The 24,139-nt window shown below is 45.1% G+C and carries 20 protein-coding genes; 10 read left to right on the top strand and 10 right to left on the bottom strand.

Annotated features, from left to right (window positions below):
- Positions 1-11: 11 nt before the first annotated feature.
- Positions 12-614, bottom strand: coding sequence for a Holliday junction branch migration protein RuvA (gene ruvA / locus ITJ87_RS17970; RefSeq protein ID WP_117964142.1), 603 nt, complete (start codon positions 612-614; stop codon positions 12-14).
- Between the two features lie 195 nt (positions 615-809).
- On the opposite strand from ruvA, the gene ITJ87_RS17965 reads away from it, so the two are divergent.
- Positions 810-1,709 carry a diaminopimelate dehydrogenase gene (locus ITJ87_RS17965; RefSeq protein WP_044467617.1) on the top strand — a complete coding sequence of 300 codons (900 nt, stop codon included), beginning with the start codon at positions 810-812 and terminating at the stop codon, positions 1,707-1,709.
- A gap of 132 nt (positions 1,710-1,841) precedes the next feature.
- Here the strand turns inward: ITJ87_RS17965 and rseP are convergent, their stop codons facing one another.
- The 7 genes from rseP to tsaB all read right to left on the bottom strand — a co-directional run bounded on the left by rseP (position 1,842) and on the right by tsaB (position 8,700).
- Positions 1,842-3,173 (bottom strand): RIP metalloprotease RseP, encoded by a 1,332-nt coding sequence (rseP, locus tag ITJ87_RS17960; protein WP_005826988.1) that lies wholly within the window; start codon positions 3,171-3,173, stop codon positions 1,842-1,844.
- 112 nt (positions 3,174-3,285) lie between these two features.
- Positions 3,286-4,431 (bottom strand): 1-deoxy-D-xylulose-5-phosphate reductoisomerase, encoded by a 1,146-nt coding sequence (locus ITJ87_RS17955; RefSeq protein WP_005826984.1) that lies wholly within the window; start codon positions 4,429-4,431, stop codon positions 3,286-3,288.
- 36 nt (positions 4,432-4,467) lie between these two features.
- Positions 4,468-5,325, bottom strand: coding sequence for a M23 family metallopeptidase (locus ITJ87_RS17950; protein ID WP_005826982.1), 858 nt, complete (start codon positions 5,323-5,325; stop codon positions 4,468-4,470).
- The gene (rimM, locus tag ITJ87_RS17945; RefSeq protein ID WP_005826980.1) at positions 5,322-5,858 is read right to left on the bottom strand and encodes a ribosome maturation factor RimM; all 537 of its coding nucleotides are present in this window, start codon (positions 5,856-5,858) and stop codon (positions 5,322-5,324) included. Before rimM ends, ITJ87_RS17950 begins: the two co-directional genes overlap by 4 nt.
- A gap of 1 nt (position 5,859) precedes the next feature.
- Positions 5,860-7,167 carry a UDP-N-acetylglucosamine 1-carboxyvinyltransferase gene (gene murA, locus ITJ87_RS17940; protein WP_117600505.1) on the bottom strand — a complete coding sequence of 436 codons (1,308 nt, stop codon included), beginning with the start codon at positions 7,165-7,167 and terminating at the stop codon, positions 5,860-5,862.
- 98 nt (positions 7,168-7,265) lie between these two features.
- Complete coding sequence (locus tag ITJ87_RS17935) at positions 7,266-7,886, bottom strand: DUF4290 domain-containing protein (protein WP_117964143.1); 621 nt, start codon at positions 7,884-7,886, stop codon at positions 7,266-7,268.
- 121 nt (positions 7,887-8,007) lie between these two features.
- On the bottom strand, positions 8,008-8,700 hold the full coding sequence (tsaB, locus tag ITJ87_RS17930) for a tRNA (adenosine(37)-N6)-threonylcarbamoyltransferase complex dimerization subunit type 1 TsaB (RefSeq protein ID WP_117600503.1): 693 nt from the start codon (positions 8,698-8,700) through the stop codon (positions 8,008-8,010).
- A 91-nt stretch (positions 8,701-8,791) separates the two neighbouring features.
- On the opposite strand from tsaB, the gene ITJ87_RS17925 reads away from it, so the two are divergent.
- From ITJ87_RS17925 to ITJ87_RS17905, 5 genes are all read left to right on the top strand, one after another.
- Complete coding sequence (locus ITJ87_RS17925) at positions 8,792-9,676, top strand: YicC/YloC family endoribonuclease (RefSeq protein WP_057281641.1); 885 nt, start codon at positions 8,792-8,794, stop codon at positions 9,674-9,676.
- A 10-nt stretch (positions 9,677-9,686) separates the two neighbouring features.
- Complete coding sequence (gene gmk / locus ITJ87_RS17920; RefSeq protein WP_117600502.1) at positions 9,687-10,250, top strand: guanylate kinase; 564 nt, start codon at positions 9,687-9,689, stop codon at positions 10,248-10,250.
- Positions 10,247-10,483 (top strand): hypothetical protein, encoded by a 237-nt coding sequence (locus ITJ87_RS17915; protein WP_117600501.1) that lies wholly within the window; start codon positions 10,247-10,249, stop codon positions 10,481-10,483. Before gmk ends, ITJ87_RS17915 begins: the two co-directional genes overlap by 4 nt.
- Before the next feature lie 25 nt (positions 10,484-10,508).
- The gene (nadD, locus tag ITJ87_RS17910) at positions 10,509-11,078 is read left to right on the top strand and encodes a nicotinate (nicotinamide) nucleotide adenylyltransferase (RefSeq protein WP_117964144.1); all 570 of its coding nucleotides are present in this window, start codon (positions 10,509-10,511) and stop codon (positions 11,076-11,078) included.
- Between the two features lie 133 nt (positions 11,079-11,211).
- A complete protein-coding gene (locus ITJ87_RS17905) occupies positions 11,212-13,419 on the top strand; it encodes a beta-N-acetylglucosaminidase (RefSeq protein WP_117964145.1) in 2,208 nt (735 codons plus the stop codon).
- Between the two features lie 95 nt (positions 13,420-13,514).
- Here the strand turns inward: ITJ87_RS17905 and ITJ87_RS17900 are convergent, their stop codons facing one another.
- The gene (locus tag ITJ87_RS17900) at positions 13,515-14,753 is read right to left on the bottom strand and encodes a GTP-binding protein (RefSeq protein ID WP_117600499.1); all 1,239 of its coding nucleotides are present in this window, start codon (positions 14,751-14,753) and stop codon (positions 13,515-13,517) included.
- Positions 14,754-14,789: 36 nt separating this feature from the next.
- On the bottom strand, positions 14,790-15,518 hold the full coding sequence (locus ITJ87_RS17895) for a GntR family transcriptional regulator (RefSeq protein ID WP_117600498.1): 729 nt from the start codon (positions 15,516-15,518) through the stop codon (positions 14,790-14,792).
- A 157-nt stretch (positions 15,519-15,675) separates the two neighbouring features.
- On the opposite strand from ITJ87_RS17895, the gene ITJ87_RS17890 reads away from it, so the two are divergent.
- The 4 genes from ITJ87_RS17890 to ITJ87_RS17875 all read left to right on the top strand — a co-directional run bounded on the left by ITJ87_RS17890 (position 15,676) and on the right by ITJ87_RS17875 (position 24,129).
- A complete protein-coding gene (locus tag ITJ87_RS17890; protein ID WP_117964146.1) occupies positions 15,676-17,403 on the top strand; it encodes a class I mannose-6-phosphate isomerase in 1,728 nt (575 codons plus the stop codon).
- Positions 17,404-17,436: 33 nt separating this feature from the next.
- Positions 17,437-18,540 carry an ROK family protein gene (locus tag ITJ87_RS17885; protein WP_117600496.1) on the top strand — a complete coding sequence of 368 codons (1,104 nt, stop codon included), beginning with the start codon at positions 17,437-17,439 and terminating at the stop codon, positions 18,538-18,540.
- Positions 18,541-18,612: 72 nt separating this feature from the next.
- Positions 18,613-21,744 (top strand): GH92 family glycosyl hydrolase, encoded by a 3,132-nt coding sequence (locus ITJ87_RS17880; RefSeq protein ID WP_229135056.1) that lies wholly within the window; start codon positions 18,613-18,615, stop codon positions 21,742-21,744.
- A gap of 33 nt (positions 21,745-21,777) precedes the next feature.
- Positions 21,778-24,129 carry a GH92 family glycosyl hydrolase gene (locus ITJ87_RS17875; RefSeq protein ID WP_117600494.1) on the top strand — a complete coding sequence of 784 codons (2,352 nt, stop codon included), beginning with the start codon at positions 21,778-21,780 and terminating at the stop codon, positions 24,127-24,129.
- The last annotated feature ends 10 nt before the right edge of the window (positions 24,130-24,139 follow it).

Here is a 24,139-nt window from a genome sequence, read left to right as displayed (position 1 = left end):
TTAGATAAAGGTTATAGTCTTTTTAATGCCAATTTGATGACTTGTTCCACCGGTGCACTTGGTTCTTCCTTCAAAATGGCAAGCACTACTTTTTGTGAGGGGGCTTGTGCAAAGCCCAGCATGGTAAGGGCGGCTACGGCTTCTTCTTGTACTTGTGCGTTGGCTGTCGATACCAGTGTACCTATGGTCCCTGCGTTGCCGGCTACAACGCTGCCGGTCTTGATTTTGTCTTTTAAATCCACAATTATCCGTTGGGCTGTTTTCAGCCCGATACCCTTGACTGTTTTCAGTAGAGTGGCATTTTCCGTGCTGATGACATTTATCAGTTCGGATGGCGAGAGTGCCGAGAGAATCATGCGGGCTGTATTTCCGCCGATGCCTGAAACGGAGATGAGCAGCAGGAATAGTTCGCGTTCCTGCTTGTCGGCGAATCCGTAGAGGACATAGGCGTCTTCACGGATAGCTTCGTATATATATAGTTTGCATTCTTTCTTGCCCTGGATGGCGGCATACGTGTTCAATGAAATATTGACGCCGTATCCCAATCCGTTGCAGTCTATTATTGCGGTTGCCGGACTTAGTTCGGCAATTCCGCCTCTGATGTATTCTATCATAATTCTTTTACTTGTCGGCCCAAAATGCGCCTTGCATACATATCATCTGCGAATGTATGAATTATTATTGGACTTTCACTCACTAAAAAAAGAAAAACTGTGTGAAACAGCAGGGAGTTCTGCCGATATAATAAATTAAAATGCTTACTTTTGCGCCGATAAAGTAGAAAACTGATAAATAAATTCATAAAAAGAATGAAAAAAGTAAGAGCGGCCATCGTTGGCTATGGTAATATCGGGCATTATGTGCTCGAAGCCCTGCAAGCAGCTCCCGATTTCGAAATTGCCGGTGTAGTACGCCGTGCCGGAGCTGAAAACTGTCCTGCGGAACTGAGTGCATATCCCGTTGTGAAGAATATCAAGGAACTGAAAGACGTGGATGTTGCTATCCTTTGTACGCCTACCCGCAAGGTGGAAGAGTATGCAAAGGAGATCCTTGCTTTAGGCATTCATACTGTGGACAGTTTCGATATCCATACGGGTATCACTGCCTTGCGCCGCACACTGGATGCAGAGGCTAAAAAGCATAATACGGTATCCATCATTTCTGCCGGCTGGGACCCGGGTAGTGACTCCATTGTCCGCACTATGCTGGAAGCCATTGCTCCGAAAGGCATTACCTATACTAATTTTGGTCCGGGTATGAGCATGGGACACACCGTGGCTGTAAAGGCCATCGAAGGTGTGAAAGCCGCTCTTTCCATGACTATTCCTACAGGAACCGGCATTCACCGTCGTATGGTGTACATTGAGTTGAAGGATGGTTACGAATTTGATAAGGTGGCTGCAGCCATCAAAGCCGACCCGTACTTCGTGAATGACGAAACACATGTAAAATTGGTTCCGAGTGTGGACGCACTGCTCGATATGGGTCATGGGGTAAACCTGACCCGTAAAGGTGTGTCTGGCAAGACGCAGAACCAGCTATTTGAGTTCAACATGCGTATCAACAATCCTGCCCTCACGGCACAAGTGCTGGTATGTGTGGCGCGTGCCGCTATGCGTCAGCAGCCTGGTTGCTATACAATGGTTGAAGTTCCGGTAATAGACCTGCTTCCGGGCGACCGCGAAGAGTGGATCGGCCATTTGGTATAAGACACAAAAAAAACAGATGATGTGTTTGGTTCAAACGCATCGTCTGCTTGCCCCGAATACATCATCTGTTTGATGCAAACGCATCATCCGTTCTACCGCGAATGGATGATGCGTTTTTTTATGTCTTGTTCTTTAAAAGAAATACCTCAGTATATCATTGAAGTTTGCCCAAATCAGCAAACCGAATAAGAGGAACATGCCCACCATCTGCGCACGTTCCATAAACTTGTCGCTGGGCTTGCGGCGTGCAATGATTTCGTAAATGAGGAATAACACGTGTCCACCGTCCAGTGCAGGGATGGGCAGAATATTCATAAAGGCAAGGATGATGGAGAGGAATGCCGTCATGTACCAGAACTGGTGCCAGTCCCACGTGGCGGGGAAAATACTGCCGATGGTTCCGAAACCTCCGAGTTGCTTGGCTCCTTCCTTGGAGAAAAGATATTTCATCTGGCCTACGTAGCCTTTCAGAGTCTTTACCCCCAAAGATACGCCGGCAGGGAAAGAGGAAAGGAAACTGTATTCCTTGCGGACAACGGGCAGCAGTTTGTCGGTTGCCGTACGTGCTGCTACGCCTATTTCATAGTCGGCATTGGTCATCATGCTCAAGGTGTCTGTCACACCGTTACGGACGTATGTCAAGGTTACCTCATGGGATGCGTTGGCTTTCTTGCGCTTCAGCATCTCTTCTTTGAAGTCGTAGTAGGCTATTGACTTTCCATCCAAGTGGGTGATGCTGTCACCTACTTGCAGACCGGCGGAAGCGGCAGGGTATCCTACAATCAGGCTGTCGACTACATAAGGGAAACGGAAACTGGCGAAACGCACGCTGTCTGCCAGCAAGCGGTTCATCATGTCTTCGGGGATGTAGACTGAAGCAGCTTCCCCGTCACGCAATACGCTTACCTGGCGGGCATCGACAATACTGGTCAGCAGGTCGCCGTCATAGCGTTCGAATGGTACCCCGTCGGCAGATATTAGGATATCGCCGTCGCGGAAGCCTATGGCTTTGGCTGTTTCGTTAAAATCCATACCCAATGGGGCTTTTTGTACTGGTATATATTCGTCGCCCCAAGTAAAAAGTATCATGGAATAGATGAACAATGCGAGCAGGAAGTTGAACAATACACCGCCTACCATAATTAGCAGGCGCTGCCATGCCGGCTTGGCACGGAACTCCCATGGCTGCATGGGTTGCTTCATCTGTTCGGTATCCATAGATTCGTCTATCATACCTGCTATTTTTACATAACCACCTAAGGGTAGCCACCCGATACCATATTCTGTGTCACTGTGTTTGGGCTTGAACTTGAATAATGTGAACCAAGGGTCAAAGAATAAGCAGAACTTTTCTACCCGCGTCTTGAACAGACGCGCAAAAAGGAAGTGCCCCCCCTCATGAACAATAACGAGCAACGAGAGGCTCATAATGAGTTGCAGGGCACGAATCAAGAATGTTTCCATCTAATTATTTGCTGTTTTACGATTTTTATAATTTTCGCAAAGGTACGTTTTCTTATTTAACGTATCAAATGAGTAGATGTTTTTTATAATTCTTTTCATTCCGGTGTATCTATCAAATCAGCTCTTCTGCTATCCGTCGGGCTTCGGCATCCGTAGCCACATAGTCTTCATAGGTGGGCTTCTGTAAGTAGGATACGCGCGACATGGTCTTTTCTATTACTTCACTCATGCCAAGGAACGAAATTTTGTCCTGCAGGAAGGCAGCTACCACCACTTCATTGGCGGCATTGACAATGCAAGGCATATTGCCTGCACGATGTAGCGCTTCGTAGGCCAGGGCGAGGTTACGGAAACGGGTGGTGTCCGGTTGCTCGAACGTCAGTTCCGTGCACAGCTTGAAGTCCAGGCGCGGGAAAGAGGCTTTCAACCGGTCGGGATAGGAGAAGGCATATTGGATGGGCAGGCGCATGTCCGGCATTCCCAGTTGTGCTTTCACGGCACCGTCCTCAAACTGTACCATGGAGTGGATGACGGATTGCGGGTGTACCACGACTTCTATCTGGTCGGGACGTACACCGAACAGCCATTTGGCTTCGATTACCTCGAACCCTTTGTTCATCATGGAAGCAGAGTCTATCGTGATTTTGGCGCCCATGTCCCAGTTGGGGTGTTTCAGTGCTTGCGCTTTGGTGACGGTTGTTAGTTGCTCCATAGTGCAGGTGCGGAACGGACCTCCGGAGGCAGTCAGTATCACTTTTTCTATTTGGTTGCCTATCTCACCGGCCAGGCACTGGAAAACGGCGGAGTGCTCGGAGTCGACGGGTAGGATGGGGACACCGCTGAAGCGTGCCAGGTCATTGATGAGCTCTCCCGCCACCACCAGCGTCTCTTTGTTGGCAAGGGCTATCGGCTTACGGGCTCGGATGGCATTCATGGTGGGCTTCAGCCCTGCATATCCCACCATGGCGGTCAATACCATATCAATGGGATTTTCGGTCACAATCTGGCAGAGGGCATCTGCGCCGGCATATACCTTGATAGGTAGGTCGGCAAGCGCTTCTTTCAGTTGCGTGTATTTCGATTCGTTGGCTATTACCACTGCCTCAGGCTTGAATCTGCGTGCCTGGGCTATGAGTTCCTCTACGCGGTTATTGGCGGTCAATACGTATGCTTCGTACTGGTCGGGATGTTCTTCGATGACCTGCAACGCTTGTGTACCGATGGAACCGGTAGAACCGAGTATGGCAATCTGTTTCATTTACTATTATGCTATTTACAATTTACTATTTGGAGACTAAAATACGATGTAAAGCTCGGGATTTACGGCCCTGCCCTTATGCCACAGCTCGAAGTGAAGGTGGGGACCGGTGGACAGCTCGCCGGTGTTTCCTACCAGTGCGATGGCTTCACCCCCTTTCACCGCATCTCCTTCCCGTTTCAGCAGAGAGCCGCAATGCTTGTAGACTGACACGAAGTCCTGGTTGTGCTGTATTTCTATCAGATAACCCGTCTCGGCAGTATAGGTACTCAGTATGACGGTACCGTCTAAGGTGGCCAATACGCTTTCGCCCGGATTGGCGGCAATGTCCGTGCCGAAGTGTTTTGTTTCGGCATTGAAGGGAGATGAAATCATGCCGCGTGTGGGGCGGTAGAAAATCAGTCCGTCTATTTCGGGGCGAGCGGTGATGCTCGTCAGGTTGTACTTTTCTGTCTCCTCGTACTGTTTGCGGAATTCGGCTTCCCGTTGTGTACGTTCCATGAGCGAATCTTCGCGCAGGTGGGTCAACGAGTCGATGGAATGTATGGTATCTGCCTTTATCTTGCCCTGGAAGATGTCCTGGATATTCATGATATAGAGGTTCTGTCTGTTCACCAGTTGCTGGAGGGAATCTACGCGCAAGGCATTCTCCACTACCTGGGCACGGATTTCACTGTTCATATATCCCGGCAGGTAGTTGCGCAGCGGGGTGAAGGCTACGATCAGGGAGGCGATGAGAAACAATACGAACAGCACGGAGAGCAATACGGACAGTCCGTTCAGCTTGGATACGCGCAACGTGATGATATCCTCAAGGGTATTCTCGTTCGTAATCGTCAGTCTGTACTTGAACTTGATGTTACTCCAAAATGCTTTTCTTCGTTTCTTTTTCATACCTCTTCTGTTTCGTCCAAAGCTATCAAACCTTCCGGCAGGTCTACGGTGATGACCTTGTGCTTCTGGTCAATGTCTATGATAAACTCTTCTTGTGCCGGCACCAGCAGTTCTTCTCCCTGATAGTCCACCACAAACAGTGTGTTGATGGTCGATGTGTCCACGTCCGTCACTTCTCCCAGCGTGCCGTGATGTACTTCCTCCATACGAAAACCGACGAAGAAGTCCCAACTCAGTTCACCTGGTCCTGCCTCTTCTGCATGCTTTACGGGGAAGTAGACCTCAATATTAGTGAACATGCGGGCGCGTTCTGCCGTGTCCACGCCTTCCAGTTTGACAAGGGCGGTGGTGTCGGAGCGGAAACGGTATTCTTCCAAGAAGAAAGGCACCAGTATACCATCCAGCAGGCAGATTAGGTATTCGGCTTCCACCCGGTCGAAGATGTCATCCGTAAAAGTGAACGATAGTTCTCCGTGAATGCCGTGGGGCTTGTTGAATATACCTATCTTATATACTTCTTCTCTCTTTATCATCTTATTCTATTCTTGTTATTCTTGCTCCGAGCGCATTCAGTCGCCCTTCGATGTTCTGATAGCCACGGTCTATCTGCTCTATGTTGTGGATGCGGCTGATGCCGTCCGCACTCATGGCAGCTATCAGCAGGGCGATGCCCGCACGGATATCGGGCGAGGTCATGTTGCCGCCACGTAGTTTAAAGCCGTGGTCGTGACCGATGACAACGGCGCGGTGCGGGTCGCAGAGGATAATTTGCGCTCCCATATCTATCAGCTTGTCCACAAAGAACAAGCGGCTTTCGAACATTTTCTGGTGAATGAGTACACTGCCTTTTGCCTGGGTGGCAACCACCAGCAGCACACTGAGCAAGTCTGGTGTCAGTCCGGGCCAGGGTGCGTCGGCAATGGTCATGATGGAGCCGTCGATAAAGGACTCTATCTGGTACGTCTCTTGTGAGGGCACGTAAATGTCATCTCCTCGCTGCTCCATCTTGATGCCGAGGCGGCGGAAACTGTCGGGGATAATTCCCAAGTTCTCGTAGGAGACATTCTTGATGGTCAGTTCGCTACGGGTCATGGCTGCCATGCCGATGAAACTGCCCACTTCAATCATGTCGGGGAGGATGGTATGCTCGGTTCCGTGCAGCTCGTCCACTCCTTCGATAGTCAGGAGGTTGGAGGCGATGCCTTCTATCTTAGCTCCCATCCGGTTCAGCATTCTGCAAAGTTGCTGCACGTAGGGTTCGCAGGCGGCGTTGTAGATGGTGGTCTTGCCTCTGGCAAGGACTGCTGCCATTACAATATTGGCGGTTCCCGTTACAGATGCCTCGTCGAGTAGCATATAACTGCCATGCAGTTGTTTGGCTGATATTTCGTAGATGCCACGTTTCTCATTATAGATGAAGTTGGCTCCTAAATTTTGGATACCAATAAAATGTGTATCCAGACGGCGGCGTCCTATCTTGTCTCCGCCCGGCTTGGAAATCATGGCCTTGCCGAAACGTGCCACCATCGGCCCCACCAGCATGACGGAACCGCGCAGGCTGGAACATTTTTTCAGGAACGCGTCACTTTCCAGATAGGCAAAATCAATGTCGGCAGCTTGAAAACTGTAAGTGTCAATGCCTTTTTTAGATACGCTGACTCCCATATCCCGCATCAATTGGATAAGGTTGTTGACGTCCAGTATGTCCGGGATATTGTGCACAGTCACCTCTTCGGCAGTGAGCAATGTGGCGCAGATAATTTGCAACACCTCGTTTTTTGCTCCTTGGGGGTAAATGTCACCGGAAAGTCTGTGTCCTCCTTCGATTACAAATGATGCCATGAAGTTAGTGATTAGGGGTTAGTGATTAGTAATTAGTGGTCTGCATGGTGATGCCACATGACATTCATCACTAACCACTAATCGCTAATCATTCAATTTTAGTATTTTCGTTTATTGTTCCGGTTGTTATTCCGGTTATTTTGGTTATTCACCTTCGGACGGTAGTTCTGGTCAATACGTTCGGCCATGAGTCGGACGATGCTGTCTGTCATTTGCAGTTTTCCGTCAGAGAGTTCGGTGAGGTCATCTGAAATTTTACGGTCATCGACGGTATCTTTATTCCATGCCATGTAATCTTTCTTCATGTGATTGCAGATGAGGGCTATCAAGTTCTGTTTCTCGTCTCCTTCCGGGAATTCGATAGCTTTCTTTATCAGTACTTCCAGCGTACGGCCGTAGTGGCGGTAACGGATTTTGGTACTGGGGTAGGGGATACTCTTCGGCTTAGTGTTCAGATTGTCCTTGCGGATAATCTCGTACGGATAATCTATATCCAGTTGGAAGTTGGCCATAATGGCAAGGTGGTCCCACAGCTTATGTTTGAAGTCGGGCACATCGCGCAAATGGGGAAACATGTTTCCCATGATGTTGATGATTGTATTTGCGCAGCGCTGGCGTTCTGCGCGGTCTTCGATTGTCAGCGCGTGGTCTACCATATTCTGGATGCTGCGGCCATATTCGGGCAGGGGCATCCGTTTTTGTTGGGTGTTATATTGCATCTTTAATTAGTGATTAATGTTCAATGATTAGTGATTAGGGTTTAGCGATTAGTGGTTAGTGATTAATGGGCTACGTAGTGATACCGCATGGTATTCATCCCTAATCCCTAATCGCTAAACCCTAAATAAGTTTCTTTGGCGTGCCGGCTACGAATTCCTTCAAATAGAAGGGTTCGAAATAGGCCACATCCTTGAAATCTTGTTCGGCTGTTGCCTTTTCTGCCAACGGGAACATCATGCTGGCAAGCGGGCGGATGCCGTCGATGAAGTGTGCATTGGGATGCGTGATTTTCTCTTTGCATTTGGCCGCACCGTCACCGAAGAAATAGACGGGATGTCGCTCTAAGAATTCCAGGTAGGAGTTTTCGTCCACAATATCGGCTGCAATGTCGCGCACCGGTTTCAAGGCACGGTCGTAGATGGCAGCATAGACTTCCATGCGGCGGGCGTCAATCATGGGACAGAGCAGTGCGTCGTCGGGTAGCTCATCGTGGTAGAGTAATACCGGTACACACTGAACTTTCAGGGTTTCCAGTCCGATTAGTGGCAGGTTACGTCCATAGCAGACACCTTTTGCCATTGACACGCCGATACGCAACCCGGTATACGAACCTGGGCCGCAGCTTACGGCGACTGCATCCAACGGCATGGCATGGCTATCGGCAAAGGATAGCGCCTCGTCCACAAAGACTCCCAATGAAACGGCGTGTGAAGGGCCATTCAGGTCCTCTTTCTTGAAAACGTTCTGTCCGTCCTCGCTCACGGCTACGGAGCAGGTAGAAGTGGACGTTTCAATATGCAAGATACATGACATAACTTTTATTCTTGATTTTATTGTGGCAAATTTACGTGATTATTTTCACTAATTAAAATAATCGTGTAATTTTGCGCAAAACTATAACATTATGATACAATCCATGACAGGCTACGGCAAAGCAACCGTCGAACTGCCTGATAAGAAAATCAACGTTGAAATAAAGTCGCTCAATAGTAAGGCAATGGACTTATCTGCCCGCATTGCTCCGCTTTATCGTGAGAAGGAGATGGAAATCCGTAATGAAATATCACGGAAACTGGAACGCGGAAAGGTGGATTTCAGTCTTTGGATAGAAAAGAAAGAGAGTGCGGAAAGCGCCACTCCCATCAACCAGACATTGGTGGAGGGATATTACAAGCAGATTTGTGCTATATCAGAAAATCTAGGAATACCTGTGCCGGATGCGACGGACTGGTTTGCCACGTTGCTCCGCATGCCGGATGTGATGACCAAGAATGAAACGCAGGAACTGAGTGAGGAAGAATGGGCTGTGGTTTATTCGGCTGTGGAAAAGGCTGTCGGTGCGCTGGTGGACTTCCGTAAGCAGGAAGGAGCTGCCCTTGAAAAGAAGTTCCGTGAGAAGATCTCCAACATCTCCCATCTGTTGGAGACTATCGCTCCCTATGAGAAAGAGCGTGTAGCCAAAGTGAAGGAACGTATTACAGATGCACTGGAAAAGACCTTGAGTGTGGATTATGACAAGAACCGCCTGGAGCAGGAGCTCATCTACTACATCGAAAAGCTGGATGTGAACGAAGAAAAACAGCGTCTTGGCAATCATCTGAAATATTTTATCAATACGCTGGAAACCGGAACCGGCCAAGGCAAGAAGTTAGGGTTCATCGCTCAGGAGATGGGACGTGAAATCAATACCTTGGGCAGTAAGTCCAATCATGCGGAGATGCAGAAGATTGTCGTTCAGATGAAGGATGAACTGGAGCAAATCAAGGAACAAGTATTGAATGTAATGTGATTTAAATTTCATGGCAAAACTTATCATATTTTCAGCCCCTTCGGGTTCCGGAAAGTCGACGATTATCAACTATCTGCTGACTCAGAATCTGAATCTCTCATTTTCCATCTCGGCAACCAGTCGCCCGCCTCGCGGAACGGAGGAAGATGGAGTGGAATATTTCTTTCTGACTCCCGATGAATTCCGCCACCGCATAGCCAATGATGAATTCTTGGAGTATGAAGAGGTGTATCAGGACCGTTTTTACGGGACACTGAAGGAGCAGGTGGAAAAACAATTGGCTGCCGGGCAGAATGTTGTGTTCGATGTGGATGTAGTGGGTGGTTGCAATATTAAGAAATTCTATGGTGAACGTGCATTGTCTGTTTTCATTCAACCGCCTTCGGTGGAGGAATTGCGCAAGCGCCTGGTAGGACGCGGAACAGATGCTCCCGAAGTGATAGAGAGTCGCGTGGCGAAAGCCGAATATGAATTGGGCTTTGCATCGAGATTTGATACGGTGATTGTGAATGATGACTTGGAAACAGCTAAAGCGGAAGCCTTGAAAGTGATTACTCAATTTTTGAACTCATGAAGCAAAATGGAGGACTGCATAACCAGTTGGCACCGAAAAAGAAGAATAATCCGAAGCTCAATAGGGCATTGCTGATTATTAACTGCATCTTATTTCTTTGTGCCCTTGTTGTCGGTATCTTGTATATACATTATCAGGAATCTCGGACAAGCATTCCGATGTTTCTTATTGCTGTGGTGACGGCTGTCAATTCATGGACTGCCTGGCGTGCGTTGAAAGGACACCCTTTGTGATTTTCTTGTTTAAATTAATAGAATAGTGGATATAGGAATCTTCAGCGGCTCATTCAACCCGATACACATCGGACATTTGGCCCTCGCCAACTATCTTTGCGAATACGGGGACCTGGATGAAGTGTGGTTTATGGTCACCCCCCACAATCCGCTGAAGGAAGAAAACGATCTGATGGATGACAAGTTACGTTTGAAGCTGGTGCAGCTAGCCACCGAGGGTTATCCCAAGTTTCGCGCTTCCGATTTTGAATTCCATCTGCCTCGGCCTTCTTATACTGTTCATACGTTGGACGCGCTGAAACGGACTTATCCCCAACACACTTTCCATCTTGTCATTGGTTCGGACAACTGGAAGCTGTTCCACCGTTGGTACGAGTCGGAACGCATTATTGCCGAAAATCATCTTCTGGTTTATCCTCGTCCCGGCTATCCGGTAGAGACTGCCTCTTTACCGCAGAATGTACGGACTGTTTCTTCTCCGGTATTCGAAATCAGCTCCACTTTTATCCGTCGAGCCATGGAGGAGGGAAAAGATGTACGCTACTTCCTGCATCCGGCAGTGTGCGATGAACTCAAACGGATGCAGAATAAATGAATCTTTAAACTGAAATAAATGTCTGTATTTGTACGTGTTTTCATATTTATTTCTTATTTTTGAACGTATCAACCTTGAATGCATGGAAGAGTTTTCTTAATACATAGATATTCCTTAATTTAATAATCCGCTTATGAGAAAAAAATTACTATTACTGGGAGCATTCGGTATGTTGACGACAGCGACGCTTTGTGCGCAAGAATTTCATTTGCAACCTACTCCCCAAGAATATATTACGCAAAAAGATTCTGTTGATATTCCCCAACAATACCAGATCCTTTCCGGCAATTCCGTGCAGGACGGACCTGCGTTGCCTTTACTCCGTTCATTGATGCCGGAAGAGGTGCTTGGCGCTTCTTTCCGTGTATATATAGGAGTGAAAGGAGATAAGATTATTAAGAAATACCAACATAGGATTCCACGCAAATCCGAAGGTTATTTCCTGAAAATAGAAAAAGACTGCATCGTCATAGCCGGTGCTGACGAGCGGGGAGCGTACTATGGTGTACAGACTCTTGCGCAGTTGCTTGCTTTGGGTAAGCTGCCTTTGGCTGAAGTGACGGACTATCCCGATGTTCCCTATCGGGGTGTGGTGGAAGGGTTTTACGGTGCTCCTTGGAGTCAGGAGGCGCGTATACGCCAGCTTGATTTTTATGGTCGGAACAAAATGAATGTCTATATCTATGGACCGAAAGACGACCCTTATCACCGGACTCCCAACTGGCGCAAGCCTTATCCTGCCCAAGAAGGAGAACAACTGAAGGTATTGGTAAATAGGGCGAAGGAGAACAATGTCATTTTCTATTGGGCCATTCATCCGGGTCAGGATATTCGCTGGAATGAAGAAGACCGCTCGTTATTGTTGCAGAAGTTCGAAAGCATGTACCAGTTGGGTGTGCGTGGTTTTGCCGTTTTCTTTGATGATATTTCGGGTGAAGGGACAAAGGCGGACAAGCAGGCTGAACTGTTGAACTATATTGACGACCATTTTGTAAAAGTCAAGCGGGATGTTGCACCATTGATATTGTGTCCCACAGAGTACAACAAGTCATGGACCGATGTAGAAGGAGGCTATCTCACTACGCTTGGTGATAAGTTGAACGAGGGTATCAAGGTGATGTGGACCGGTGATATGGTAGTTGCTACTATAGATAAGTCTACGCTGGACTTCGTCAATCCGCTGCTGAAACGTAAGGCGTACATTTGGTGGAATTTCCCCGTTTCGGATTATGTACAAGACCATTTGCTGCTAGGGCCGGTTTATGGAAACGGGCTTGATATAAAAGATGATATGTCTGCTTTTGTTTCCAATCCGATGGAACATGCCGAGGCTTCCAAAATCTCTCTGTACAGTGTAGCTGATTATACTTGGAATATGGAGAATTATGATAGTGAAACTTCTTGGAAACATGCAGTCAGAGACCTTATGCCACTTCATGCCGAATATTTGGAAATCTTCGCTGCTCATAATTCCGACCCGGGACAGAATGGACATCGTTTCCGCCGTGAAGAGTCCGTTGCCATTCAGCCTGCTCTCTCTGCCTTGTTGAAAGCTTATCAAGAGAAAAACGAGATAGATGAAGATGCCTATCGGCAGGTAGCTGAGGAATGCCGGAAGATAATCGTTGCCGCTGATGGATTGCTTGCATCGGGAAATGAGAATCGTCCGTTGATAACTGAAATAAGGCCTTGGCTCATTCAGTTCAAACAAGTGGGAGAGTATGGTGCGGAGGTGCTGAACATGATACGCCTGCGCCAGCAGAAGGATGCATTTATAGGTAGTAGCTACGAACACGCCCGCGCCCTGCTGGTGCTGATGGGTGAGACGGATGCCCAATATAAAGCGGGCATAAAGAGCGGCAGCCTGCATCTGATGCCTACTTTCAATGCTTTGTTCGAAGCGGCGACAACGGGCTATAATGCAGCGTTCCATGCCGGGCTTGATACAAAGGCTGTTTATTCTCCCTACACGTTGAAGAGCGACGTGAATCAGTTGGCTTCGCTTCCTATTCAGCAGAAGGGAAAGGTGAATACAATTATTCCGTCCAATGAAGTCATCAACTGGCAGGCAGGCGGTGTGCTGACCATTTCGATGGATTATGCCCGCCAGTTGAGTTCGGTGCTTATCGATTTGGGAGATGCGGAGGTTACTGATTCGAAGTTTAAACTGGAAGTAACTTCGGATGGCACAAACTGGCAGGCGGTGGATTTGAAACCGGGATACAGAACGCAGGTGAAGGCATCTCTCAAGGAGTTGAGTGTTGCGAAGATGAGGTTGGTGAATGTATCCGACACAGAGCAGAAGGTGTATTTCAAAATGTTCCGTTTTACGGAGAATTGATATGGTTCCTGATTCTTAAAATAGAGTTACGCGCGTGGGACGATGCTCCCCGTTGTTCTTAAGATCGGAATGACGGGGAGCACTTTTTTAGGAAGTTATTCAAGGCATTTGTCCAAGTCGCGGATGATTTGCTCTTTATCCATATTTTGTCCGATGAATACTATCTTCAGCATGCGGTCGCCGTATTGTTCGTCCCAGTCTCTTAGCAATCCCGGTTCTTGGCGCATCAGTTCTATCATGTCTTCTTCGGGAGCGGTGGCATACCATTGTCCGGCTTCAGTTATTTTCTTCTGTATACCTGCTTGTTCAAAGAGGAAGGACATGTCGCGGTTGTGGCTGAAGTAGCAGACACCCTTGGCGCGGATAACGCTGCGGGGCCATTTGGTAGCGACATAGTGGTCGAACTTATGAATGTCGAATGCAGGACGGCGGTAGTAGACAAATGTGCCAATACCGTATTCTTCTACTTCACCTCCTTCGTGATGGTGGTGATGACATTTCTCGTGATGATGTTCGCTTTCATGATGATGTTCATCTTCGTGATGGTGATGATGACCCTCTTCATGATGGTAATGCGCCTCTTTTTCCTCCTCTTCGCTTACTTGTTGCTCTATGCCACGAATCCATCCGGCAGAAGTTGCGGCACGCTCAAAGTTAAAGAGGTGGGTATGGATAATCTTATCCAGGTCTACATCTGCATAGTTGCACTCTATAATTTCGGCACCGGGTTGCAAGGTGCGGATAATCTGCTTGATACGTTTTAATTCTTCGGGCTGTACTTCTGCTGCTTTGTTCAGCAGGATAATATTGCAGAACTCAATCTGCTGAATGATGAGGTTTTCTATATCTTCTTCATCAATGCCTTTGCGTGTCAAATCATCTCCGCAAGAAAATTCACTTTGCAGACGTAAGGCGTCCACCACGGTGGTAATGCAGTCTAAGCGGCAAATACCGTATTTAGTATACGCTCCTCCCATATGAGGAATGGAGCAGAGTGTTTGGGCAATAGGCTCCGGTTCACAGATGCCACTCGCCTCAATCACTATGTAGTCGAAGCGTTGCATCTTCATGATTTCGAACATCTGCTCTATCAAGTCTGTCTTCAGCGTACAGCAGATACAACCATTCTGTAGAGCTACCAGACTTTCCTCTTTCTTTCCCACCACGCCACCTTTCTGTATAAGGTCTGCATCAATGTTCACCTCGCCTATGTCATTGACGATAACGGCAAACTTAATGCCACGTTTATTAGAAAGGATGTGATTTACCAACGTCGTTTTGCCACTACCCAGATAACCGGTCAACAGCAGTACGGGGATTTCTGTTGTATTCATAGTCATTTCTGTTATAGATTAAACTTTCTTGTATATTTATCTTTCTGCCTCTATGGTGTAGGTAAAGCTGTCTGCACGATAGTATCCTATATTGTATTCAATGGGAGTTCCATTGATATCATAAACAAATCTTTTCCTTATTAATATAGGGTCGCTGGATTTGATGTCCAGTTTTTCTGCGATATATTCTCCGGCCAACCGTGCGGATACTTCCTCTTTACTGGTTTTTACGATGATGTCATATTTATTTTCAAGTATTCCATAAAGAGGTTGGGTGAAGTCCTCATCACCGGTCAGTGGTATACTCGGATTGAAATAAGAGATGAAGGAGACAAAAGGGTATTCTTTATTACCGCGTACTCTTTCCAATACCATACATTTTGTTCCCTTTTCAGGGTCTATATTGAAAAAGGTACATATTTCTTCGGATGCTTTCTTAAAACTGACATGCAATTCGAAGTTTTTAATTTCGATACCTAGCATTTTCATTTCTTGTGAGAAGCTCAACCAGTTCTTTACTCCTCCTATAATACCTTTTTTTACAGCCTTTGTACCATGCCCTTTTTTTCTGACCAATAATCCCTCGAATACCAGTTTGTTGATTGCTTGGCGAAGTGTATTTCTCGATATGTTTAATTGTTCAGACAATAAAACCTCATTGGGAAGAAGTTTCCCATTTTTGTATTCCTCTGATTCTATAAGTTTTCTCAGCACTTCTTCTGCTTGAATGTGAAGAGGTTTTTCTGAGTTTGGGTCTAATTTCATGGTTATACTTTTTCTGTTATTTTTTTAATATTGCAAAGATAATTCTTTTTTTATCAAAAAAATATGAGAAGATTCTTTTATTTTATTTTTAAAGAGTATATATTTGCACAAAATACCAGTATGTTCATACATATAATAAAATCAAGTATATATAATTATGAGAAAAGTAAATTACGACAAGTTCCCTTCTACAAAGATTTCGGGAACGATTCTTCGGGGATGGAATGATATTCATACCTTACTGATGGAGTGCTTTAAGAGTAGAAAGGTACTGGCTGTTGAACTCTATGCAGGAGTGCGTGAAGATGAAGTTATAAATGAATTGAAATCGCTGTCACCTACCTTACTTATTAATACACGTGACTTAATGAAGCCGGAGAATGAGATTAAGGAAATGACAAAACGTTTTATGACAAAGGATGTTCTTTTTGGTTATGTGACGAACCTATCTCTGAAAGACTACTTTGATGCAGGTAAGCTGGAGGTAGCCCGGAAGCAGGTAGCGGCAAATGATAGAGTGATTGTGGTCGGTTCGGGTGCTGCTATGATAGCTCAGGCAGAAGCAACGCTGGTGTATGTTGATATGGCCCGTTGGGAGATACAACAGCGTTTTCGTGCTCACGAAGTAAAGGCTTTGGGAGTGGATAATCGTGAAGATGCTGTGTCTTTACAATATAAGAGAGGGTATTTTAATGATTGGAGAGTTCTTGATAAGTATAAGGAAGGCTTGTTTGATAAAGCCGATTTCTGGTTGGATACGCACATTGCAAACGATCCGAGAATGATTGATAGGGAGACTTTCTTTAAAGGAATAGAAGAAACAATTAAGACTCCTTTTCGCGTAGTGCCTTTCTTTGACCCGGCACCATGGGGCGGACAATGGATGAAAGAAGTGTGTGGATTAAATCCTGAAAAAGAAAATTATGGTTGGTGTTTCGATTGTGTGCCCGAAGAGAATAGTCTTTATTTTGAGGTGAACGGTGTACGTTTTGAATTGCCGTCGGTAGATTTGGTTTTGTTGAAATCTAGAGAGCTTTTAGGTGAACCGGTAGAAGCGCGTTTTGGTAAGGATTTCCCGATTCGTTTCGATTTTCTAGATACGGTAGGTGGTGGAAATTTGAGTGTACAAGTGCATCCTACCACACAGTTTATCCGTGAAAACTTTGGTATGTATTATACTCAGGACGAAAGCTATTATCTGCTGGATGCTAAAGAAGGAGCTTCGGTCTATCTTGGTTTGAAGAATGGTATTAATAAAGATGACATGATTCGTGATTTGCGTGAGGCTCAGAAAGGTGAAATCGTTTTCGATACAGAAAAGTATGTAAATAAACTGCCTGCTAAAAAACATGATCATTATTTGATTCCGGGAGGTACGGTGCATTGCTCAGGTTCGGAGGCACTTGTATTGGAAATCAGCTCAACACCCAATTTGTTTACATTCAAACTCTGGGATTGGCAACGTTTGGGGTTGGATGGCAAACCGCGCCCCATTAATGTGGAAAGAGGTAAAGAAGTAATAGACTGGAAACGTAATACGGAATATGTAAAAGAATATCTGGCAAATCATTTCACTCAGATTGCCGAAGGAGAAGGATGGAGCGAGGAGCGTACTGGATTACACCCGAATGAATTCATTGAAACACGCCGTCACTGGTTCTCCAAATCTGTTACACATCATACGAATAATAGTGTGAATGTACTGAATTTGGTGGAAGGTGAAGAAGTGGTTGTTGAAAGTCCGACAAACGCTTTTAAACCATTTGTGGTACATTATGCTGAAACCTTCATAGTTCCGGCAAGTGTGGGTGAATATACAATAACTCCTTGTGGCAAGTCTGTGGGAAAAGAGTGTGGAACCATCAAGGCTTATGTGAGGTTTTAACCGGAAAATGGTATTAATTAAATCTGATATAATATGTATAGACATGACCAACGTACAGTAATGACCTTGGATGCAGGAGGCACGAATTTCGTTTTTTCAGCTATCCGGGGAAATCAGAATATTGTGGAAACTATTTGTTTGCCAGCGGTTTCGGACAATTTGAATGGATGTCTGACTGTTTTGAAAAAAGGCTTTTCTGCAGTGAAAAGACAATTGGAAAATGAGCCGGTAGCTATCAGTTTTGCATTTCCTGGTCCAGCAGACTATAAGAATGGTGTGATAGGCGATTTACCGAACTTTCCGGTTTTTCGTGGAGGTGTGGCTTTGGGAGCTTTTCTGGAAGAAGAATTTGGTATTCCGGTATATATAAATAACGATGGTAACTTGTTTGCTTACGGTGAAGCGTTGGCCGGAATATTACCTTCCATTAATGAGGAACTTAAGGCTGCCGGTAATCCTAAACGTTATAAAAACTTGTTAGGCATTACGTTGGGAACCGGTTTTGGAGCGGGAGTGGTGATTGATAATTGTTTGCTGGCCGGTGATAACGGCTGTGGTGGTGATGTCTGGATTATGAGGAATAAAAAATATACCGACTTGATAGCCGAAGAAAGTGTCAGTATCCGTGCAGTACGCCGTGTGTACGGAGAACTGAGCGGTGAGGCGGTTGATAATCTGACTCCAAAGGATATATATGACATTGCCGAGGGCATACTCACGGGGAATCGTGAAGCGGCTGTGCGGAGTTTTGATGAATTAGGTGAAATGGCGGGTGCTGCCATTGTCAGTGCACTTCATATTGTAGATGGGATGGTGGTTATAGGAGGAGGAGTTGCCGGTGCAGCTAAATATATTCTGCCAGGTATGATGCGTGAAATGCGTCGTTCCATATCGACTTTCTCCGGACGGGATTTCGATTGTCTGCAGATGGAAGTTTGTAATTTGATGGAGCCGGACGAATATAAGAAGTTTTTAGAAGATACAAGTTCTTGGGTTGAGGTACCTTTTACTGACAAGAAAGTATCCTATGATTGTACTAAACGTATAGGGGTGGCGATTTCAACTTTGGGAGCAAACAAGGCTATTGCACTGGGAGCATATGCTTTTGCTTTACAACAGATAGACAAGAAGATATAAGGGTTAGTTTGCTTTTTAAGTAGATAAGATTGTTTTCACGGATAACAAAAAATAATAAGACTCATTATGAATATGAAAAAAATAATATCTTTTTTTATCGTTGCTTGTTGCGCTATGTGTGCAACTGCTGCAAAAGTGGTATGGCAAATTGGCGTTGCGGATAATTCCGGAACAGAACTGGCTTTGGGCCCTTCTGAGTATAAAAAGTTCCTGGCTCATGATTTTGGTTATGAAGATCGTTACTTTTTAGTGGGGACTTCTGTTGACAAAAATGATTTCCCTTATGTGTTGCCAGGGCCTGATGATACTTGGGGAGGTACATGGAGTACTTCCGGTTGGAGAACTCATGATGCAAATATATTGTTTGGCATTAAAAAATTGCCGAAACATGGCAAATGGAAATTGGTGGTAGACTTGGTGGATGCCAATCCGAGCCGTTCGGTGGTTAAAGTTATGGTGAATTCTGCCGAAAAGAAGTTTGAAATTAAAGGGCATTCGAAAGGAGTACTGGAGGGTAATCTTCAAGATGCCAAGGAACAAATTCTTGAATTTCCAATTTCAGCCGATGATTTGAAAAAAGGTGGAAATATGGTCACTGTTTCTGTTCTTGAAGGGGGCTGGATTGTTTTCGATCAGATACGTTTGGAAGGTGCTGACGAACTTGTTCTGGAAAAGAATAATGAATATGCTTTCTTGCGCAATGTGGCTCCGGCAGAATATGAAATGGATGGAGCAAAAATACAGCCTTTATTGGTTGATGTAGAGCATCTATCCGGTAACCCGAAATTGAGTGTAAAATTAGACGGTATAGATGTTTTTTCTGCGCAGTTGGACACGGCACGTTATGTATTTGAAGTACCTATGCCTGCTGTGAAAAAAAGTAGAAAGAGTGAATATCAAGTGTTTGTAGATGGACAATTGCTGGAAAAGGGTATTATTATACGTTCTCCGCAAAAGATACAGACATTTGCCGACTATGTAGATACCAAAATAGGTACGGCACATTCTCGATGGATGATTGCACCGGGACCTTGGATGCCTTTCAGTATGGTGAAGCTGAGTCCGGACAATCAAAATATGGGCTGGCAGGCCGGTTATCAACCAACTTTTGAAACTTTGGGTTGTTTCAGTCATATCCATGAGTGGACAATGGGCGGATTAGGGTTAATGCCTACTAACGGCAAGTTGTTTACTCAGGTTGGCGATCAGTTCCGTCCAGATGAAGGTTACCGTTCGCGTATTGACAAGAGGACAGAAGAAGCTCCGTTAGGATATTATAAGGTCTTCTTGACCGATACAGAAATCTGGGCGGAGGTGACAGCTACAGAAAGAGCAAGTTTCCAGAAATATACCTTCCCGAAAGATAAAGATGGACGTGTAATGATTGACCTTCATGTGCAAGCTGAATATGATTATAATCTGCTGGATGTAGATATTAAGAAGGTAAGTGATTATAGAATTGAGGGACGCTCTCATCAGATTTCTCCTCGTCCTTATGTGTGGAGTAATGACGCTGATCAGGAATATGTAGTGAACTTCGTAATAGAGTTTGATGCACCGATTAAGAAAGTAGGTGGCTGGAAGAATAAGCAAATATTGGATGGAGGCCATATATTGGGTAAGAACTTGAAAGATGCAGGACTTTATGTCGAATTTGATACGAAAAAGCATCCGGTGGTGCAGGCTCGTGCCGGTATTTCGTTGGTGAGTATTTCAAATGCTTCTGAAAATCTGCAAAAGGAAATCTCTGATAGATTTGGTTGGGATTTTGATGCGGTAGTGCAAAATCAGAAAGATGTATGGAATGGTATTTTCAACCGTCTGGATATAACTACCTATGACCGTCTGGAGAAGGTGCGCTTTTACACTAATATGTATCGTGCACTTTGCCGAAATTTGTGGAGTGATGTGAATGGCGAATGGGTGTCTCCGGACGAAAAGGTACGTAAATTTACAAATCCTGAACATGTAGCTTTAGGATGTGATGCTTTTTGGAACACTTTCTGGAATTTGAATCAGTTCTGGAATTTAGTGACACCCGAATGGAGCTCCAAATGGGTGAACTCTCAGTTGGCATTGTACGATGCAAACGGGTGGTTGGCAAAAGGTCCTGCCGGAATGGAATATATTCCGGTAATGGTGGCCGAACACGAAATTCCACAGATGGTATCTACCTATCAGATGGGTATTCGTGATTATGATGTGGAAAAGGCATTTGAAGCCATGAAAAAAATGCAGACTACTCCAGCTACACATGTTGCAGGTGGTTTTGCCGGTAATCGCGATTTGGTGTCTTATATGAAATATAAATACGTACCTATTGAATTGGGACGTTTTTCTAATACATTGGAGTATTCTTACGATGATTGGACTGTGGGACAGATGGCGAAAGCATTAGGTAAATTCTCGGAATATGCTACATTCAATGATCGCGGATATTGGTGGAAAAATGCTATTAATCCGGAAAATGGATATGCTCACATGCGTGATTCGGTCGGTAACTTTATCCCTGATTTTGATGCATTTCAAACCGGACGTAATCACCACTATGTAGAAGGTAATTCTTGGCAGCTTAGCTATTTTGTGCCTCAGGATGTACCGGCCTTGATTGACATAATGGGAGAAAAATCATTTGTGGATCGTCTGAACTGGGGTTTTGAAGTAAGTGAACCTTGGAGATACAATGCTCCCAATGACCAATATTGGGATTATCCGGTGGTTCAGGGCAACCAGCAGTCCATGCATTTTGCTTTCTTGTTCAATTGGGCCAATAAACCTTGGCTGACACAAAAATGGTCCCGTTCCATTATTGATAGATATTATGGTTGTGGCGTTGCCAATGCCTATTTGGGTGACGAAGATCAGGGCCAGATGAGTGCTTGGTTTGTGATGGCGGCTTTGGGACTGTTTCAGACTGATGGCGGTTGCAGTGTCGAACCTATTTATGAAATTGCCAGTCCATTGTATGAGAAAGTGGTTATTGATTTGGGCAAACGCTATAATCGTGGTGAAACATTTACAATTGAGGCTAAAAATGTATCCAGAAAAAATAAGTACGTTCAGAGTGCCACTCTGAATGGTGAGAAGTTGGAACGTTTCTATTTCCCCGCTGCAGAATTGCTAAAAGGTGGAGAATTGATACTGGAAATGGGTGATAAACCGAATAAGTCATGGGGGATTGCTCCATGCTCGGAAAATAAATAATGTTAGTGTCTACCGTCTTAATAAATTAATATCATGAAACGACTTTGTTTTTTGGTGATATGTATGAGTATCATTATGGGGTGTTCAACAAGTACTTCAAGCACTAAAGCTTTGGTGGACTATGTAGACCCAAACATTGGAACTGCGCATTGTCGTTGGTTCTTTTATACACCGGCTGCTATTCCGTTTGGCATGGCAAAACTGGCTCCTTCTACCGATGCGCATTTGGGAAATCCCGGTGGTTGGCAAGCAGTGGGGTATGATTTTCGTCATACTTCCATCGAAGGCTTTGCCAATTTTCACGAGTTCCAGGTAGGCGGTGTCGTATTTGCACCGACTGTCGGAGAATTGCAGACAGTACCGGGTGAGTTGGAAAATCCGGATGGCGGTTATCGTTCACGTTTCGATAAGAAAGATGAAGTGGCAGCTCCCGGGTACTATTCTGTTTTGTTGAAGGACTATGGAGTAAAGGCTGAATTGACTGCTATGAAACGAGTGGGATTTCATCGTTATACCTATCCCAAAACAGAACAGGCAAACCTTATCTTCGATATAGGTAACAAGCAAGGAGAAAGTGGTGAGGTGAAAGATGCCGAAGTACAATATTTTGAAGATGGCCGGGTGGAAGGTTATGTAATCACTTCCCCCGTATATGTTAATATTTATCAGAAAGGGGCGGATGTACGTATGTATTTCTCGGCTGTTCTTAATAAGAAGCCGGTTCAGGTAGGTACTTTTGTAAAAGATGTGGTTAATCCGGGTAAACATCAGGAAAAAGGACCAGGCGCGGGTCTTTACATGACATTCTCTACAGAAGAACAAGAGGCTGTGGAAGTCAAAGTGGGCCTATCCTATACTTCCATAGAGAATGCTCGTTTCAACCGGGAAACCGAGGCTGCGGATGTTACCTTTGACCAAGCCAAGAAGAATGCAACAGATGTGTGGAATGAATCTCTGAGCAGGATTTATGTGGAAGGAGGGAAGGAAACTGATAAAGTGAAGTTTTACACCGGATTGTTCCATGCGCTTTTGGGACGTGGATTGGCTAGTGATGCAAATGGATATTATCCTAAAAATAATGGAACGGTCGGTCGTATTGCTCTTGATGAAGAAGGTAATCCGGTACATCAGCATTATAATACGGATGCCATTTGGGGTGGTTTCTGGAATCTGACGCAATTATGGTCATTGGCTTATCCCGAATATTATTCTGATTGGATAAAAAGTCAGTTGTTGGTTTATCAGGATACCGGTTGGTTGGGTGATGGAATCGCATGCAGTAAATATGTGTCTGGAGTAGGGACGAATTTTACTAGCTTGGCTATTGCTGCTGCATATAATTGCGGTATTCGTGATTTTGACGTAAAGCAGGGATATGAAGCTGCTTTGAAGAATGAAGTGGAATGGCGTGGAAGACTTGAAGGTGCAGGTAAGATGGATGTACGTCAGTTTGTGGAACGTGGATATTCTCCTTATGAAAAACGGTTTGATATGGTGACTCGTGAGGAAGGATCTGGGTTTGGTGCTTCACATACAATGGAATACAGTTTCAGTAGTTTTGCTGTGTCCCAATTTGCCAAACATTTGGGTAAAGAGGATGACTATAAGTTACTCTCTAATTTGTCGAATGGCTGGAAGAATCTTTATGATCCGGAGACCCGTTTGATTCGTCCCAAGGATACTAAAGGAAATTTTCTGGAAGATTTTAATCCATTGGCTCCTTGGAAGGGATTTCAAGAAGGAAATGCCGTGCAATATACATTTTATGTCCCTCACCAGATAGACGAATTGGTAGATTTGGTAGGGCAAGAAACGTTTAATAATCGTCTGGATAGTATCTTTTTGCTTTCACAGAAAAATATTTTTGGAGGTGGGAAAGAAGTGGATGCGTTTGCCGGATTGAAGACGGTGTATAATCATGGTAATCAGCCTAATTTGCATATTTCTTGGTTGTTTAACTTTTCGGGTAAACCATATCTGTCTCAAAAGTGGGTACGTGCTATTTTGGATGAGTTCTATGGCCTCGAAGGTATACATGGCTATGGTTATGGACAGGATGAGGATCAAGGACAATTGGGGGCTTGGTACGTAATGTCTGCATTGGGCTTATTTGATGTAAAGGGATTGACGGAGATTGATCCGAAATTCCAGATAGGTGCCCCTTTGTTTGACAAAGTCACTGTCCGTTTGAATAAAGATTATTATCCGGGAGAGAAATTTGTAATCGAAGCTAAGAAGCAGGCGGTAGGTGATTGTTATTTGCAGGATATATCTTTGAACAACCGTCCGCAAGATACTGTACAATTGCCCTTTAGTGAGGTCGTAAAAGGAGGAAAATTGGTTTTAGGTTTGGGAGCTTCACCTAATGAGGAATTGACTCACTGAGAAATATGTT

The sequence above is a fragment of the Bacteroides sp. HF-162 genome (assembly GCF_015679285.1).
Classification (GTDB): Bacteria; Bacteroidota; Bacteroidia; order Bacteroidales; family Bacteroidaceae; genus Bacteroides; species Bacteroides uniformis.
This window is presented reverse-complemented; position numbering and strand designations above follow the sequence as displayed.

What these genes read in the sequence shown, in the direction of transcription:
- ruvA (WP_117964142.1), bottom strand. Translation starts at nt 614, where the DNA reads ATGATAGAATACATCAGAGGCGGAATTGCCGAACTAAGTCCGGCAACC.
- ITJ87_RS17955 (WP_005826984.1), bottom strand. Translation starts at nt 4,431, where the DNA reads ATGAAACAGATTGCCATACTCGGTTCTACCGGTTCCATCGGTACACAA.
- ITJ87_RS17890 (WP_117964146.1), top strand. Translation starts at nt 15,676, where the DNA reads ATGAGAAAAGTAAATTACGACAAGTTCCCTTCTACAAAGATTTCGGGA.
- ITJ87_RS17895 (WP_117600498.1), bottom strand. Translation starts at nt 15,518, where the DNA reads ATGAAATTAGACCCAAACTCAGAAAAACCTCTTCACATTCAAGCAGAA.
- murA (WP_117600505.1), bottom strand. Translation starts at nt 7,167, where the DNA reads ATGGCATCATTTGTAATCGAAGGAGGACACAGACTTTCCGGTGACATT.
- ITJ87_RS17950 (WP_005826982.1), bottom strand. Translation starts at nt 5,325, where the DNA reads ATGAAAAAGAAACGAAGAAAAGCATTTTGGAGTAACATCAAGTTCAAG.
- ITJ87_RS17875 (WP_117600494.1), top strand. Translation starts at nt 21,778, where the DNA reads ATGAAACGACTTTGTTTTTTGGTGATATGTATGAGTATCATTATGGGG.
- rimM (WP_005826980.1), bottom strand. Translation starts at nt 5,858, where the DNA reads ATGATAAAGAGAGAAGAAGTATATAAGATAGGTATATTCAACAAGCCC.
- rseP (WP_005826988.1), bottom strand. Translation starts at nt 3,173, where the DNA reads ATGGAAACATTCTTGATTCGTGCCCTGCAACTCATTATGAGCCTCTCG.
- gmk (WP_117600502.1), top strand. Translation starts at nt 9,687, where the DNA reads ATGGCAAAACTTATCATATTTTCAGCCCCTTCGGGTTCCGGAAAGTCG.
- ITJ87_RS17900 (WP_117600499.1), bottom strand. Translation starts at nt 14,753, where the DNA reads ATGAATACAACAGAAATCCCCGTACTGCTGTTGACCGGTTATCTGGGT.
- ITJ87_RS17885 (WP_117600496.1), top strand. Translation starts at nt 17,437, where the DNA reads ATGTATAGACATGACCAACGTACAGTAATGACCTTGGATGCAGGAGGC.
- ITJ87_RS17905 (WP_117964145.1), top strand. Translation starts at nt 11,212, where the DNA reads ATGAGAAAAAAATTACTATTACTGGGAGCATTCGGTATGTTGACGACA.
- ITJ87_RS17965 (WP_044467617.1), top strand. Translation starts at nt 810, where the DNA reads ATGAAAAAAGTAAGAGCGGCCATCGTTGGCTATGGTAATATCGGGCAT.
- ITJ87_RS17935 (WP_117964143.1), bottom strand. Translation starts at nt 7,886, where the DNA reads ATGCAATATAACACCCAACAAAAACGGATGCCCCTGCCCGAATATGGC.
- ITJ87_RS17925 (WP_057281641.1), top strand. Translation starts at nt 8,792, where the DNA reads ATGATACAATCCATGACAGGCTACGGCAAAGCAACCGTCGAACTGCCT.
- ITJ87_RS17880 (WP_229135056.1), top strand. Translation starts at nt 18,613, where the DNA reads ATGAAAAAAATAATATCTTTTTTTATCGTTGCTTGTTGCGCTATGTGT.
- tsaB (WP_117600503.1), bottom strand. Translation starts at nt 8,700, where the DNA reads ATGTCATGTATCTTGCATATTGAAACGTCCACTTCTACCTGCTCCGTA.
- ITJ87_RS17915 (WP_117600501.1), top strand. Translation starts at nt 10,247, where the DNA reads ATGAAGCAAAATGGAGGACTGCATAACCAGTTGGCACCGAAAAAGAAG.